The 13352-nt window shown below is 68.3% G+C and carries 15 protein-coding genes and 1 tRNA gene; 5 read left to right on the top strand and 11 right to left on the bottom strand.

The features are described 5' to 3' along the window. The first annotated feature begins 49 nt into the window (after nucleotides 1-49). Nucleotides 50-1453 carry an MFS transporter gene (locus tag AC1REM_RS03975; RefSeq protein ID WP_492513427.1) on the top strand — a complete coding sequence of 468 codons (1404 nt, stop codon included), beginning with the start codon at nucleotides 50-52 and terminating at the stop codon, nucleotides 1451-1453. Nucleotides 1454-1455: 2 nt separating this feature from the next. Here the strand turns inward: AC1REM_RS03975 and AC1REM_RS03970 are convergent, their stop codons facing one another. Both AC1REM_RS03970 and AC1REM_RS03965 read right to left on the bottom strand, forming a co-directional pair. Next, a complete protein-coding gene (locus AC1REM_RS03970; RefSeq protein WP_492513426.1) occupies nucleotides 1456-2052 on the bottom strand; it encodes a DUF1349 domain-containing protein in 597 nt (198 codons plus the stop codon). A gap of 77 nt (nucleotides 2053-2129) precedes the next feature. After that, nucleotides 2130-2759: a MarR family winged helix-turn-helix transcriptional regulator gene (locus AC1REM_RS03965; protein ID WP_492513425.1), complete on the bottom strand. Its 630-nt coding sequence runs from the start codon at nucleotides 2757-2759 to the stop codon at nucleotides 2130-2132. 92 nt (nucleotides 2760-2851) lie between these two features. Between AC1REM_RS03965 and AC1REM_RS03960 the strand changes: the two genes are divergently transcribed. Continuing rightward, entirely contained in the window at nucleotides 2852-3514 is a 663-nt protein-coding gene (locus AC1REM_RS03960; RefSeq protein WP_492513424.1) for a MarR family winged helix-turn-helix transcriptional regulator, read from the top strand. A 67-nt stretch (nucleotides 3515-3581) separates the two neighbouring features. On the opposite strand, the gene AC1REM_RS03955 is transcribed toward AC1REM_RS03960, so the two are convergent. After that, on the bottom strand, nucleotides 3582-4256 hold the full coding sequence (locus AC1REM_RS03955) for a TetR/AcrR family transcriptional regulator (protein WP_492513423.1): 675 nt from the start codon (nucleotides 4254-4256) through the stop codon (nucleotides 3582-3584). 66 nt (nucleotides 4257-4322) lie between these two features. Here AC1REM_RS03955 and AC1REM_RS03950 point away from each other — a divergent pair, with 66 nt between their 5' ends. Beyond that, on the top strand, nucleotides 4323-5192 hold the full coding sequence (locus tag AC1REM_RS03950) for an alpha/beta fold hydrolase (RefSeq protein ID WP_492513422.1): 870 nt from the start codon (nucleotides 4323-4325) through the stop codon (nucleotides 5190-5192). Here the strand turns inward: AC1REM_RS03950 and AC1REM_RS03945 are convergent, their stop codons facing one another. From AC1REM_RS03945 to AC1REM_RS03935, 3 genes are read right to left on the bottom strand one after another with little or no spacing between them, the layout of a single operon-like run. Beyond that, nucleotides 5193-6029 carry a hypothetical protein gene (locus AC1REM_RS03945; protein WP_492513421.1) on the bottom strand — a complete coding sequence of 279 codons (837 nt, stop codon included), beginning with the start codon at nucleotides 6027-6029 and terminating at the stop codon, nucleotides 5193-5195. It lies immediately after the preceding gene. Nucleotide 6030: 1 nt separating this feature from the next. Further along, entirely contained in the window at nucleotides 6031-6636 is a 606-nt protein-coding gene (gene dcd, locus AC1REM_RS03940) for a dCTP deaminase (RefSeq protein WP_204938690.1), read from the bottom strand. A 58-nt stretch (nucleotides 6637-6694) separates the two neighbouring features. After that, nucleotides 6695-7177 carry an Lrp/AsnC family transcriptional regulator gene (locus AC1REM_RS03935; protein WP_204938689.1) on the bottom strand — a complete coding sequence of 161 codons (483 nt, stop codon included), beginning with the start codon at nucleotides 7175-7177 and terminating at the stop codon, nucleotides 6695-6697. A 134-nt stretch (nucleotides 7178-7311) separates the two neighbouring features. On the opposite strand from AC1REM_RS03935, the gene AC1REM_RS03930 reads away from it, so the two are divergent. Further along, nucleotides 7312-8535 carry an NAD(P)/FAD-dependent oxidoreductase gene (locus tag AC1REM_RS03930; RefSeq protein ID WP_492513420.1) on the top strand — a complete coding sequence of 408 codons (1224 nt, stop codon included), beginning with the start codon at nucleotides 7312-7314 and terminating at the stop codon, nucleotides 8533-8535. A 15-nt stretch (nucleotides 8536-8550) separates the two neighbouring features. On the opposite strand, the gene AC1REM_RS03925 is transcribed toward AC1REM_RS03930, so the two are convergent. The 5 genes from AC1REM_RS03925 to AC1REM_RS03905 are packed head-to-tail and all read right to left on the bottom strand — an operon-like array spanning nucleotide 8551 to nucleotide 13024. Further along, entirely contained in the window at nucleotides 8551-9318 is a 768-nt protein-coding gene (locus tag AC1REM_RS03925) for an aspartate dehydrogenase domain-containing protein (RefSeq protein ID WP_492513419.1), read from the bottom strand. A gap of 22 nt (nucleotides 9319-9340) precedes the next feature. Then, nucleotides 9341-10024, bottom strand: a complete 684-nt coding sequence (locus AC1REM_RS03920; protein ID WP_492513418.1) for a response regulator transcription factor — start codon at nucleotides 10022-10024, stop codon at nucleotides 9341-9343. Further along, nucleotides 10021-11253, bottom strand: coding sequence for a sensor histidine kinase (locus AC1REM_RS03915; protein ID WP_492513417.1), 1233 nt, complete (start codon nucleotides 11251-11253; stop codon nucleotides 10021-10023). The genes AC1REM_RS03920 and AC1REM_RS03915 overlap by 4 nt, the downstream gene beginning before the upstream one ends. Before the next feature lie 32 nt (nucleotides 11254-11285). Continuing rightward, nucleotides 11286-12104, bottom strand: a complete 819-nt coding sequence (locus AC1REM_RS03910) for an ABC transporter permease (RefSeq protein WP_492513416.1) — start codon at nucleotides 12102-12104, stop codon at nucleotides 11286-11288. Then, nucleotides 12101-13024 (bottom strand): ABC transporter ATP-binding protein, encoded by a 924-nt coding sequence (locus AC1REM_RS03905; protein WP_492513415.1) that lies wholly within the window; start codon nucleotides 13022-13024, stop codon nucleotides 12101-12103. Before AC1REM_RS03905 ends, AC1REM_RS03910 begins: the two co-directional genes overlap by 4 nt. 219 nt (nucleotides 13025-13243) lie before the next feature. Here AC1REM_RS03905 and AC1REM_RS03900 point away from each other — a divergent pair. Further along, nucleotides 13244-13314 (top strand) — tRNA-Gly (locus tag AC1REM_RS03900). Nucleotides 13315-13352: the final 38 nt, after the last annotated feature.

Below are 13352 nucleotides of genomic sequence, written 5' to 3'. Positions count from 1 at the left end.
CACGGCGCGCCGCCACCCGCCGTTCACCCTGCACCGACAGACTGCGATCATGAGCGTTCCCGAAGAGCCCCAGATCCCGACGATCGCCACGACCGGCGCCGTCGGGGTGGTCGGTCTCGACCTTCGTGGCGAGACCCCGGCACCCAAGAAGCAGGTCTACTCGTGGGCGCTCTGGGACTGGGCGACGCAGCCGTTCAACACGGTCATTTTGACGTTCATCTTCACGGCGCTGTACCTGACGACCGATGCGTTCCTCGCACCGGAGCTGCAGGCGCTCGACAAGAAGGATCCGATCAAAGAGGCGGCGATCGCCGAGCTCACCTCCGGCCTTGGCCTCGGCTCGACGATCGCCGCGCTCGCGATCCTGCTGATCGCTCCCGTGCTGGGCCAGCGGGCGGATGCCGCGGGCAAGCAGAAGCTCTGGCTCGGCATCGGCACCGGTGCCCTCATCCTGTGCATGTTCGGTCTCTGGTTCGTCGAGCCCGTCCCGTCGCTGTTCTGGCTGGGTGTCGCGCTGATCTCGGCGGGCGCCGTGTTCGGCGAGATCGCTGCGGTGAACTCGAACGCGATGCTCATCGGCATCGCGAATCAGAAGAACATCGGTCGCATCTCGGGGCTCGGCTGGGGCTTCGGATACCTCGGTGGCATCGTCGCGCTCGTCATCGTCGTCGTGCTGGACACGGCGGACTGGTTCGGCATGTCGACCGAGAACGGGCTGCCGTTCCGCCTGATCGCGGTCGGCTGCGCCGTGTGGGCGATCGTGTTCAGCATCCCGATCTTCCTGAACGTACCCGAGCCCTCGCTGGGCCGCCCCGAACGACAGGTCGGCTTCTTCCAGTCATACGTGCTGCTCACCAAAGACGTCATCGGCCTGTACCGCAACGCCGAGACGCGTCCGACGTTCTGGTTCCTGCTGGCGAGCGCCGTCTTCCGTGACGGACTCGGTGGCGTCTTCGCCTTCGGCGCGGTCATCGCGGCGTCCGTGTTCGGCTTCGAGTTCATGGAGCTCGTGATCTTCGGCATCGCGGCCAACCTCATCGCCGGCGTCTCGACGATCATCGCCGGACGATTCGACGATCGCTTCGGACCGAAGCGGATCATCCTGTGGTCGCTCGCCTGCATGATCGTCGCGGGGCTCGCGGTGTTCTTCCTCGTGGATGCCGGCACGGTCGCGTTCTGGATCGGCGGCCTCATCCTCTGCGCCTTCGTCGGCCCCGCACAGGCGGCCTCGCGCTCCTTCCTAGCGCGCGTCACCCCTGCTGGTCGCGAGGGAGAGATCTTCGGCCTGTACGCCACGACCGGTCGCGCCGCGAGCTGGATGGCCTCGGGAGCCTGGACGCTGCTCATCGTCGCCACGCAGTCGACGGCCTTCGGCATCCTGGGCATCGTGCTGGTACTCATCGCCGGGTTCCTCCTGCTGCTGCCGGTCAAGGAGCGCCGCGCAGCGGCGTAGGGCTAGGAGCCGTCGCGCAGATCGAGCGGTGCGGAGTCCCGAAGCTCGATCTGGTCGAAGCACGCCTCGATGCCCTCCCCCAACGGCGCCTGCGCCAAGAAGCCCACCTGAGGATCCGCGGCGCTGTTCAGACGGAAGAGACGCACGAAGTCCCACCGCCGTCCATCCGATGAGGAGTGGAATGCGTATGCCTGGCCGATTCGTGAGATCCGGAGGTGCACGAACTCCTCGTCGACCAGAGCCGCGTTGCTGTCGTCGGAGTAGCCGTTGGTGACGACACTCACGACCATGGCCTGCCGCTGCGGAGAGAACTCGAAGCAGAGCTTCGCCCAGTGGTCTTTGTCGATCCACACCCCGAGCGCGGCCGCGTCAAAAGTCGTCCGCTCTCCGACCACGCGCGCCCGAGCCTGCAGAGAAAAGTCCCCCCGAGGTGCGAAACCGAGCATGCTCGCCCCATGCTGATGCGGGCCACCGAGAGCATCATTGCTCCAGTCGACCCCACCCTCGCCGTGGAGCGTCAGCATGCCGGCAGGCGGATCGAGGAGAACTCCCGAGACGCCATTCGTCCATTCGAGTGTCGGCAGCCCCTGCATGAACATCACGTCCCCTTCGCAACTATGTTGACGTCAACACTAGGGCATTGGCAGCACTGACCACACCCGGATCCACATGCGGGTCAGTCAGAACCGCGTCTGGGCCACGCGTCGGCGAGCTTAGTCAGGAGGCGAGCGAGCTCGGCCTGCTCCGTCGGAGTGAAATCGGCGAGCGCCTGAGTGAGCAGTTCGCGACGCTCTCCTCGGATGCCGCGCGCCACCGCACGCCCGTCGTCCGTGAGCGCCACGCGAGTGCGACGCGCATCATCGGGATCGACTTCACGCTTCAGCATCCCGTGCGCGACGCCCTGCTGAACAAGCCGCGAGGCGCGCGGCTGGTCGACGCCGATCGCATCGGCGAGCTCGCTCACCCCCAGGGGATGGGATGCTGCGGCAAGAGCGTCCAGCATGCGCAGGCGTGCCGGTCCGCCGATGCGCCCTGTCGCAGCGCCATGCGGTTCGGCGTGCATCCAGGGGTGGGTGATGGCATGCGCGTTCGCGTCGAACGGGGCATGGTGGCCGCGGTCGTGACCATGCCCATGTGCCGGATTGCCGTCGCCGGGATGATCATGATCGCCGTGCTCATGGCCCCCACGCCCCGAGGCGCTTCCCCATGGGCCTCGGCGCCCGGCACCGCCTCGCCCACCCCGCGCGCGCAAGCGCCCCAGCGCCTGAGCGATGATCTCGGCGGGGTCAGAATCGGCAGCACTCATGGCATCAACTTTACATGCAACTTGACATGGACTTGTGGTGCATGTCACACTACATATACATGCACAATGACATACAAAAGATGGAGACCCCAATGAACCCGCAGAACCCTGAAACCACTCCCCGCCCGCTCGGCTTCTGGCTGAAGACCCTCGACCGCCAGCTGTCTGCTGAGTTCGCCGCAGCCTTCGACACAGAGGGCGCCACGCGCCGCGACTGGCGCCTTCTCAACGTCATCGACGGCACCGTCGCCTCCGACCGCCCGCTTCGTGGGCCGCGCGTTCGCACCCTTGCCGAGCGCGGCTGGATCACCCGCTCCGACGACGCCTGGGCACTCACCGATGAAGGTCGAGCCGCCAAAGAACGCCTGAGCGTGGCGGCAGAGAACCTGCGCGCCCGCGTTCGCGAAGCCGTGCCCGCCGACGACTTCGCCACGACGCTCGCCACGCTCGAGACCCTCGCTCGCTCGCTGGGCTGGGACGAAAACGCGCCTCACCCTCGCAAGGTGCGCGGTCGCTTCGGCCACCCCGCTCGCGATCACCATGCCCATCACGGCAACGAGCAGCGGGAACGCCCCTGCCACAACCACCACGACGGCATGCACGACGACGGTCGCCACGACCGCAACCATGGGCACCACATGCGCCACGGCCACCACAGCCACGGCCACCACGGTCACCACGACGGGATCCGCCGCAGCGAGCGTGCCTACGCGCGCGGCTTCGACGCGGGCTTCCTTCGCGGTCGCGACGCCTGATCACACCTCCGCGACGGGGATGTCACAGCCTGACCCTCAGGGGCGCGCTGAGGCATCCCCTTCGCCATCACTGCGCTTCGAGAGGGGCCAGTGCCACAGCATCCGCGCCGGCCTGCGCCAGCAGAGCGCACATCGCACGACGCGCGAGAACATAGGGACGCTCACTGCCGTAGAGGAGCGACCGCGAATTCGACTGCTCGTAGATCGCCGGCAGCTGGAAGGCGAGCAGCTCAACCCCCTCGGCGTCGAGTGCGAGCTCGCCGGCGTCGGCGGCGGCGCGCACCTGCGCTTCGACATAGCCGTACCAATCCGCCATGGCCGCGCGCACCGCGTCGCGCACAGGTCCCGGCTTGGAGTCCACCTCGACGCTCACCGCGACGAAGAAGCATCCGCCTGCGAACACACGCGTGCGGGAGTACTCGATGAGGTGGTGCATGAGCGAGATGAGCCGGGTGAGCCCGCGCTCATCTTCGCGCGCCGGTTCGACGACGACAGCCATGAAGACAGTGCGGGCTGCCGCGATCGTCGCCAGCTGCAGCCCCTCTTTGTTCTGGAAGAGGCCGGCGATGCTGCTCTTGCTGTGCCCAGATGCCTCGGCGAGGCGTCCGATACTGAGCCCGTCGAGTCCCTCGACGGAGACCAGGTCGGTCGCGTAGGCGAGCACGGCACGGCGCGAGGCATCACCTCGGGCGCGCCGCCCATCCACGGGTGCACGTTCTGAGATCTCGACCGATTCCGCCATGCCCCTAGTCTACGAACGTTCGTTCATATACTCTATGTACGATCGTTCGTATTGATAGGAGATGTCGTGTCCGCACTGATGAACGCCCTGACCCGCAGCATCCGGCTCACGTCCGCATTCTCGCCGCGCCTCGCTGGCGACATGGCGAGCAGAGCGTTCTTCTCCACCAGTCCGCGAATGCGCGTACGCGAAGCCGATCGAGTCACCCATGAGGCGGCCCGGCGCGGCACGCTTCTGGTGCGCGGCAAGAGCATCACCACCTACCAATGGGGCACGGGATCACGCACCGCCCTCCTCGTGCACGGCTGGAGCGGACGCGCCTCGCAGTTCGCGACACTCGTGCGCGACCTCACCGCCGAAGGATTCCGCGTGGTGTCGTTCGACGCACCCGCGCACGGGGCCTCCGCCGCAGCGGTCACAGACGTGCGCGACTGGGTCGACGCCGCGCAGCAGCTCAGCGCCACCGAAGGCCCGTTCGACCTGATCGTCGGACACTCTTTCGGCGCTTTCGCCGCCCTCGCCGCCGTGCGTGCGGGCGTCACAACGCCACGGCTCGTCACCATCGCAGGAGCGGGCACGGTCGAAGCCTTCCACAGCGAGTTCGAGCGGATGCTGCACCTCACCCCGCGGGTACGCGCGGCATTCGAGGCATCCTTCTACCGCCGCCTCGGAATGACCCGCACCGACGCGAGCGCGCTCTATGACTCGCTCGCCCACCCGTTGGGCGGCACGGACCTGCTCATCGCGCACGACCGCGATGATCGCGCGCTGAGCGCACGGAACTCCGAGCGGCTGCACGCCGCACATCCCGGATCGCACCTGTTGCTCACCGACGGCTTCGGCCACAACCGCATCCTCGCCTCCGATGAGGTGCTGGATGCCTTGCTGGCGTTCGCGGTGTGTCCGGCGCCCGTCGCCGCCTCACCGCAGCGCTGATCAGATGGGCAGCGAGAGGAACAGTTCGAAGGCGGACTCCGTCGAGAAGTCCGGCGCGTCGATCGAAGGCGATTCGACGAGGTAGAGCCGACCGGGAACGTGCTCGTCCGAGTTGGCGTCAGGATGCCAGAGGACTGCGTTGACGGCGTCGATGAAGTCGTAACGCACGCCCGTCCCGTTCTCGAAGAGGGCGGTCGTGTATGCCGGCTGTCCGAGCAGGACGCGCATCTTCACGGCAGCCTCCGCGGCTTCTGCATCGCTGGCGAACTGCAGGACGGTGAAGGTGCCGTGCACGTCGCCGCGCACGAACCCCACCGAGGCGGCATCGCGAGCACCCACGTCGCGCGTGGCATCCGCCCATACCGCGTCAACCGTCCAGTCACCAGCCTGCGTGCCGACCTCCTGCGTGAGAGAGGAGCACAGCGAACCGCAGGACTCGGCGCCCGTGCGCACGAGCGGGTGGTAGATGCTGCGACGCGCATTGCGCGCCGCCTCCTCCGCGGCCTCCTGCGCCTGCGTCTTCACGGTGTCGTCCGGCTCCGCGGGCACCTCGTCGACCGGTTCAGGTGCGGCAACGATCGGTCGCGGCTCCGCCGCCTCGTCCTTGCGATCGAGGGAGGAGATCAGGCCGGTGCTCAGCAGCACGATCGCCATGATCGCGCCGAGCAGCAGCGTGCCGCACGCGGCGATCACGGTCACCACGAGGATGCGACTGCGACGGACGACCGCCTTCGTCGCCGGATCCGGCTCGGACTCTTCCGTCTCGACGACGGGTTCGGGCGGCGGAGGCGGGTGATAGATCAGGTCGTCGTGCTGGTCGTCACGGGAAGAGGACATCTCAGCCGCCGATCGCACCCGCGTCGGTCGTACCCACGTCGGTGCGGTGGAAGTTCTGGAACGACCGCGACGCCGTCGGTCCGCGCTGCCCCTGGTAGCGGTTGCCGTAGGGCCCCGATCCGTAGGGGTTCTCAGCAGGCGAGGTGAGGCGGATGAAGCAGAGCTGGCCGATCTTCATGCCGGGCCACAGCTTGATCGGCAGCGTTGCGACGTTCGCGAGCTCGAGGGTCACGTGCCCGGAGAAACCGGGGTCGATGAAGCCAGCCGTGGAGTGCGTGATGAGCCCCAGGCGGCCGAGCGATGACTTGCCTTCAAGGCGCGCGGCGATGTCATCGGCGAGGGTGACCTGCTCGAAGGTGGCGCCGAGGGCGAACTCGCCGGGGTGCAGGATGAACGGCTCATCCGGCGCGACCTCGATCAACCGCGTCAGCTCGGGCTGATCTTCGGAGGGGTCGATGTAGGGGTACTTGTGGTTGTCGAACAGCCGGAAGTAGCGGTCGAGGCGCACGTCGATGCTCGACGGCTGGATCAGCTCGGGAGCCAGCGGGTCGAGTCCGATCCGGCCCGACGCGAGTTCGGCTTTGATGTCGCGGTCACTGAGAAGCACGGCAACAGCCTACTTAGTGCCCGAGAGCGGATGCCACGCGCACGACTCCGCGCGTCGTTCAGCGCGCTTCGTGATGACGCGGGGCGTGATCGAAGATGAGGTTGGTCGTCGTACCGGCGACCTCTTCGCGCACGCTGATCGTGTCGGCGACGAGCTCGCGCAGGGCCTGGGCGTCGCGGACGGCGACGTGCACAAGGAAGTCCCGGTCGCCAGCGAGGAAGTACACGCGTCGCGTGGCGGGCAGCTTCTCGAGGTCGCGCTGGAAGCGTCGGAGGTCTCCGCGCGCATGCGCCTGGAGCCGTACCGAGATGAGCGCCTCGATGTGCAGACCGAGTGCGGCAGGGTCGACTTCGGCGTGGAAGCCGACGATCGCGCCGGATGCCACGAGCGCCCGCACGCGCTTGTGGCATGTGGACTCGGCGATGCCCACGCGAGTCGCGAGCTCGGCATTGGAGATGCGCCCGTCACGTTCGAGCTCCGCGAGAATCGCCCGGTCTGTCCGGTCGAGTTCGCGGTAGTGCGAAGAATCCGTCTCTGGCATGGCCGCAGCATCCTGATCTATCGAAGGAAAGAACTGATTCTTGCCCAAACTACGAAGAATCTCCCGCCATTCTGTCGCATGACACGGAGATCTGCCATCCTGGGCGCAGTTGTTTGTTCTCACGGAGGTTTGCAATGGTGCACTCGATCGTCATCGGCGCGGGCATGGTCGGACTCGCCACGGCCTGGCATCTGCAGGAGCATGGGGTCGAGGTCACCGTCCTCGACCGCACCGGCGTCGCGGCCGGCTCCTCCTGGGGTAACGCCGGATGGCTCACCCCCGGCAAGGCGATTCCTCTGGCCGACCCGAGCCTGTGGACGTACGGACCGAAGGCCCTGATCGATCCGGATGCGGCGCTGCACGTGCCGTTCCGGGTGGATGCGACGCTGTGGACCTTCCTCGCCCAGTTCGCCGCGCACGGCACGCATCGCGCCTGGGACCGCACGATGGCGGCGCTCACGCCCATCGACAAGATCGCGCTCGCCTGCTTCGACGAGCTCACCGACGGCGGCGTCGATTCGTGGACGCGCGAGGGGCCGTTCGTGATCGGCTTTCCCGAGGAGGCGCATGCCAAGGGCTTCCTGCGCGAGATCGCGGGCGTGGAGCGGCACGGGCAGTCGGTTCCGCTCGAGCGGCTGGAGAACCCGCAGGAGCTCGCCCCGCAGCTCTCCCCCGCGGTAAAGGCCGCGTACCGTCTCGACGGGCAGCGGTTCCTGGAGCCGTGGCCGTTCATGAAGGCACTCGGCGAGGCGGTCGTCGCCCGCGGCGCGACGCTGCGCACCGGCGCCGACGTCGTCGACGTCACCGGAGGCCCAGAACCGTCCGTCACACTCGCGACTGGCGAGCGCATCGCTGCCGATTCCGTCGTGATCGCGACGGGCGCGTGGATGCCGAAGCTCGCCCGCCGCTTCGGTGTGCGCACCCGCGTGCAGGCGGGCCGCGGCTACTCCTTCACCGTGGAGACGACGGATCCGGCGGAGCATCCGGTCTACCTGCCCGCACAGCGCATCGCCTGCACGCCCTACGAGGGGCGCTTCCGCATCGCCGGCACGATGGAGTTCCGTGGTCCGGACGAGGTGCTGCAGCCGCGCCGCATCCAGGCGATCATCAACCAGTCGCGCACGCTGCTGCAGGGCGTCGACCTCGACAACCGTCGGGACGAGTGGGTCGGCTCGCGACCCGTCACCCCCGATGGACTGCCCCTCATCGGCGCCACCCGGGCTGAGGGCGTGTACGTTGCAGGCGGCCACGGCATGTGGGGCATCGTTCTCGGACCCGCGACCGGAAAGCTCCTCGCCGAGCAGATCGTCACGGGCCGGACGGATCCCGCGATCGCGCCGTTCAATCCGCTGCGCTAGGCGCGGGCGGGCCCGCTACAGGAACGCCGCTCTCCCTGGCGCGACGAAGCCCCGCATGCGGGCGTAGTCGTCGAGCGCCCGCAGGGCGGCCCAGGCGACGATGGCGCTCGAACGCGGACGATCCGATGACGGAGCGTTCGCGACGAGGGCTCGCACCTCGCCCAGATCACCGGCCGCGAAGACCTCGTGCCGAGTGCGCGTCGCCGCGGGATCGGCGATGACACGAGCGGTCGCGGTGTCCCAGGCGTCGGCCGCGAGCGCGAGGGATGCGGCGACGTTGGCGCTCGTCGGGAACCGCCGCGCCACATCCGCGGCGAGCCCCTCGGCGAGCACGATCTCCTCCGTGCCGCGCCGCAGCCGCTCCTGCAGCTCGTCCGCCATCCAGGGCTGCACGAGCGTTGCGGGCAGCTTGCGACTCTCCAAAGACACCTCCCGCAGAGGACCGGCGGCGCGGAGCGCCCGCACCTGGTCGAGTCCGCCGATCGCACCCGTGCAGGCGATGAGCTGTCCCGGTCCGGCGAGCAGCGTCGTGCGCAGCGCCGCATCCGCCATCGCGCCGACCGACAGCAGGATCACGTCGATACCCCCGGCGAGCAGTCCGGGGACCCGCTCACGCACCGCCTGCTGCGTCGCGGCCTCCACGACGACGTCGAGACCGTCGGAGATCAGATCGTCGCGGCCGAAGGTACCGACAACGAAGTAGGGTCGCGTCTGCTCGACGGCGTCGCGCAGCACTCCACTGATGTGCCCGTCGCCGAGAAATCCGACCCGCATCTCTGCCATGTCTCGACCATAGGGCAGGGCCTCACGCGAGCGGCGGCAGGGGATGCTGCGCGTCGATGAGTCCCAGCCTGTGCGCGAGGATCACGGCGTGGATGCGGTCTCGCGCACCGATCTTCATCAGCACCCGCCCGATGTGCGTCTTCACCGTCGACTCGCTGACGAAGAGATGCTTCGCGATCTCCGCGTTCGTGAGCCCCTGCCCCATCGCGAGGAACACATCGCGTTCGCGGTCGGTGAGTTCGCCCGTCGGATCGTCGATGTCGACGGGAACCTGCAGCTGCGGGGCCAGGCGGTTCAGGATGCTGCGCGTCACCCGGGGCGCGAGCACGCTGTCGCCCCGGTGCACGGCGCGCACGGCCTCGACCAGTTCGTGACGCTGGGCGTCTTTCAGGAGGAATCCGCTGGCGCCTGCGGCAATCGCCCCGAAGGCGTACTCGTCGAGGTCGAAGGTGGTCAGCACCAGCACGCGGACCTGCGGATGCTGCTGCACGATGGCCTCGGTCGCCGCGATGCCGTCGACACCCGGCATCCGCACGTCCATCACGACGACGTCGGGCTGATGCTCTGCCACGGTCGCGATCGCCGCGGCGCCGTCGCTTGCTTCGCCGACGACGAGCAGGTCGGGCTCTGCGTCGAGCACAAGGCGGAATCCCACGCGGATGAGGGGCTGATCATCGACGAGCAGCACGCGGATCGGGTCAGTCATGTGGTGGCTCCTGATGGTCGGGGCAGGTCAGCGCGCAGCATCCACCGGCCCGCACCCGCCGGCTCAGAGCGGAAGCTGCCACCCAGCAGTGCTGTCCGCTCGGCCAAGCCTCGCAGGCCGAAACCGGCGAGGCCCTGCGGGGCGTGAGCACCGTCGTTGCTGATCTCGATGCGGGCGCGCTCGTCGGTGTAGTCGATGCGCACGTCGATGCGGGTCGCGCGCGGGGCGTGACGCATCGCGTTGGTGACGCCTTCCTGCACGATGCGCCCGACGGCGAGCGCGTGCGCGGGCGGGAGGTCGCTCTCACCGCTGGTGGTGAGGGTCGCGGCGAAGCCGGCGCGCTGGGCGGCCGCCACCGTGTCGCTCGGGCAGACGGGGGCGGTCGGCGCGAGCGGAGCATCCGCGTCACCATCGCGCAGCACGCCGAGCATCGAGCGCATCTCGGTGAGCGCGCTCCGCGCCGTGTCGGCGGCGGCCCGTGAGGCGCTGCGCGCCCGCTCGGGGTCGTTCGTCGCAGCAGCACCCTCCGAGAGCGCGACGACCACGGTCAGCGAGTGCGAGAGGATGTCGTGCATCTCTCGGGCGATGCGATCGCGTTCCGCCGATGCGGCGAGCTGCGCATGCTGATCCCGCTCCACGAACAACTGCTTCGACCGATCGATGACAGCAGCCAGGTACCGGCGGCGACCGCGCACATTCGCGCCGATGAGCGTGCCGATCAACCCGGTCGCGAGCTCTCCGAGCACCACGTTCATCGTGAACTGCAGGTTGATTGCTCCACCCGCGAACAGCGCGAAGGAGATCACAAGAAGCACCCCGACGCCGACAGCGAGGCCGATCCAGGCGGCCCGCACCGAGCGGTACACCGCAAGGGAGTAACTGGCCACGAGCAGCAGCGGCGTCCCGGACGGGGTGAGCAGCAGCAGATAGAACGTCGACACCGCATAGGCGATGGCGAACACCAGCAGCGGGTAGCGGCGCCGCCAGACCAGCAGCACGCACGCGCCGAGGATCAGGATGCTGGCTGCGACCGCCGCGGGTGCCGGCAGCGGTCGTTCGGCGAGGAAGGTGGCCGGCGCGACGGAGAGCGGCAGGCAGACGATGGCGATCAGGATGTCGGCGAGCAGTGGATGCTTCGCCCAGAACCGCCGCACAACTCCCGGCGGACGCGGCAAACGCAGCTCCTCGTCCATGGTGGACGAGGAGCTGCGAGAGGAATCCGTCGACATCGCCTTGACTCTACGCGCCGAGGCGTCGGGTGTCAGGCGTCACGAGACCGCAGGGAGATCCACCCGGCCGCGATCCCGGCGACCGCCCAGGCGCCGAGCGTGACATAGCCCTCGACCTGTGTGAGGCCGAAGCCCTCCGTCGGCGAGATGGCGCTGGTCGCAGCCATCGACGGCAGGTGGTTGGCGATGACCCGCAGCCATTCCCACTGGTGGTCGGGCGTGGAGAAGATCCCAAGCACGACCGGCAGCACGAACAGCAGGCCGACCGTTGCGGCGATGGCGCCCGCGCCCGAGCGGATCACGAAGCCGAAGCTGGCTCCGAGCAGCGCGAAGACGGCCATCGCGGCCGAGGCGGTGAGGATCTGCGGCATCCACTCCCCGGGCTCAGCCCACGGGAACGATTCACCCTGCCCCTGCAGCAGCGGGGAGATCGCCACCGCGGCGAGCAGGAAGATCGCCAGCGACGAGATGAAGAGGAGCGCGGCGACTATGGTCATCTTCGCCGCGAGCACCGAACCACGCTTCGGGTCGGCGGTGAGCGTCGAGCGGATCATGCCGGTCGAGTACTCACCCGTGACGGCGATCGTGCCGAGGATGCCCGCGAGCAGCATCGTCAGCTGCAGTGCTCCCACGACGTACTGCGCCGGCGGGTAGCCCTGACCTGCCATCAGCTGCGCCGACAGCATCGCGATGCCGACGGTCGCGAAAGCGACAAGGGCGATGGACCACCAGGTAGAGCGCAGGGTGGCGAGTTTGATCCATTCACTGCGCAGCGAGCGCGAGAAGGAGTGCCGGTACGGCGACGCCGTGCGCGGCACGGCCGGAACAGGGGGTGCGACGGTCGTGGTCATGATGCCTCCAGGGCACTGCGCGCCGCACGGTACTCGACGGCATCGTTGGTGAGAGCGAGGTAGGCCTCTTCCAGCGAACCCACCGTCGGTGTGAGCTCATGTAGAGGAATGCCGTGCTCGGCGGCGAGGTCGCCGATGCGCTCGGCGGAGACGCCCGTGACGTCGATGGTCTCGGGGCTCGCCGTGAACAGTTCAACGGCGGGGCCCGCGAGCACCGCCGCAAGCTCGGTGAGACGCGGGCTGCGCACCCGCACCGTGGTGCTGGTCCAAGCGCGGACGAGCTCCTGCAGCGGAGCATCCGCAAGCACCTTTCCGCGACCCATCACGATCACGTGATCGGCGGTCTGCGCCATCTCGCTCATCAGATGGCTGGAGAGAAGGACCGTGCGCCCCTCGGATGCGGCGTGCCGGACGAACTGGCGCACCCAGCGGACGCCCTCGGGGTCGAGGCCGTTCACCGGCTCATCCAGGATGAGCGTGTGCGGGTCGCCCAGCAGCGCCGAGGCGATGCCGAGTCGCTGCCCCATGCCAAGCGAGAACTTGCCCGCGCGCTTTCGTGCCACAGACGTGATGCCGGCGAGGTCGATGACCTCATCGACTCGGGAGTCGGGGATGCCGTGCGTCGCCGCCATCGCCCGCAGGTGATTGCGCGCCGTACGACCCGTGTGCACGGCCTTCGCATCGAGGAGCACGCCCACCTCGGTGAGGGGTGCGCGAAGGCTGCGGTACGCGGTGCCATTGACGGTCGTGTGGCCGGATGTCGGACGATCGAGCCCCACGATCATCCGCATCGTGGTCGACTTGCCCGCACCGTTCGGGCCGAGGAAGCCGGTCACCGTGCCCGGACGCACCGTGAACGACACATCGTCGACCGCCGTCTTGTCCCCGAACCTCTTCGTGAGGCCTTCTGCTGTGATCATGCCTTCGACGCTATTTCCGGAGGCACGGGCGGCACATCATCCTCTAGTACCCATGGCGCCATACCTGGGGATGAGTTCTGTGGCGGAGGCTGTGGGCCGAGGGGCGCGCGCCCGGTATGCGTTTCGAGCGCGCGCCCCGCCCGCGCTTCATCGCGAAGGACGCGGGCGCTGGGGCTCCGCCATGAGGTTTGTTATGCTGGCCAGACGCCAACCGGCTCCGGGACTGTAGTTCAATGGCAGAACTTCTGCTTCCCAAGCAGATAGCGCGGGTTCGATTCCCGTCAGTCCCTCCGATCAGGTCTCTTCTCAAGAACGCCTCGCCGTTCAC

Source organism: Microbacterium sp. GW823-FHT02G05 (assembly GCF_058797175.1).
Note: the sequence above shows the minus strand (reverse complement) of the source record. Positions and strands in the feature narration are given on the sequence as shown.

Bases quoted from the DNA above. Each gene is read 5' to 3' on its own strand.
- AC1REM_RS03930 (WP_492513420.1), top strand. From the start codon at position 7,312: ATGGTGCACTCGATCGTCATCGGCGCGGGCATGGTCGGACTCGCCACG.
- AC1REM_RS03945 (WP_492513421.1), bottom strand. From the start codon at position 6,029: ATGTCCTCTTCCCGTGACGACCAGCACGACGACCTGATCTATCACCCG.
- AC1REM_RS03960 (WP_492513424.1), top strand. From the start codon at position 2,852: ATGAACCCGCAGAACCCTGAAACCACTCCCCGCCCGCTCGGCTTCTGG.
- AC1REM_RS03935 (WP_204938689.1), bottom strand. From the start codon at position 7,177: ATGCCAGAGACGGATTCTTCGCACTACCGCGAACTCGACCGGACAGAC.
- AC1REM_RS03925 (WP_492513419.1), bottom strand. From the start codon at position 9,318: ATGGCAGAGATGCGGGTCGGATTTCTCGGCGACGGGCACATCAGTGGA.
- AC1REM_RS03970 (WP_492513426.1), bottom strand. From the start codon at position 2,052: ATGTTCATGCAGGGGCTGCCGACACTCGAATGGACGAATGGCGTCTCG.
- AC1REM_RS03955 (WP_492513423.1), bottom strand. From the start codon at position 4,256: ATGGCGGAATCGGTCGAGATCTCAGAACGTGCACCCGTGGATGGGCGG.
- AC1REM_RS03905 (WP_492513415.1), bottom strand. From the start codon at position 13,024: ATGATCACAGCAGAAGGCCTCACGAAGAGGTTCGGGGACAAGACGGCG.
- AC1REM_RS03910 (WP_492513416.1), bottom strand. From the start codon at position 12,104: ATGACCACGACCGTCGCACCCCCTGTTCCGGCCGTGCCGCGCACGGCG.
- AC1REM_RS03915 (WP_492513417.1), bottom strand. From the start codon at position 11,253: ATGTCGACGGATTCCTCTCGCAGCTCCTCGTCCACCATGGACGAGGAG.
- AC1REM_RS03920 (WP_492513418.1), bottom strand. From the start codon at position 10,024: ATGACTGACCCGATCCGCGTGCTGCTCGTCGATGATCAGCCCCTCATC.
- AC1REM_RS03965 (WP_492513425.1), bottom strand. From the start codon at position 2,759: ATGAGTGCTGCCGATTCTGACCCCGCCGAGATCATCGCTCAGGCGCTG.
- AC1REM_RS03975 (WP_492513427.1), top strand. From the start codon at position 50: ATGAGCGTTCCCGAAGAGCCCCAGATCCCGACGATCGCCACGACCGGC.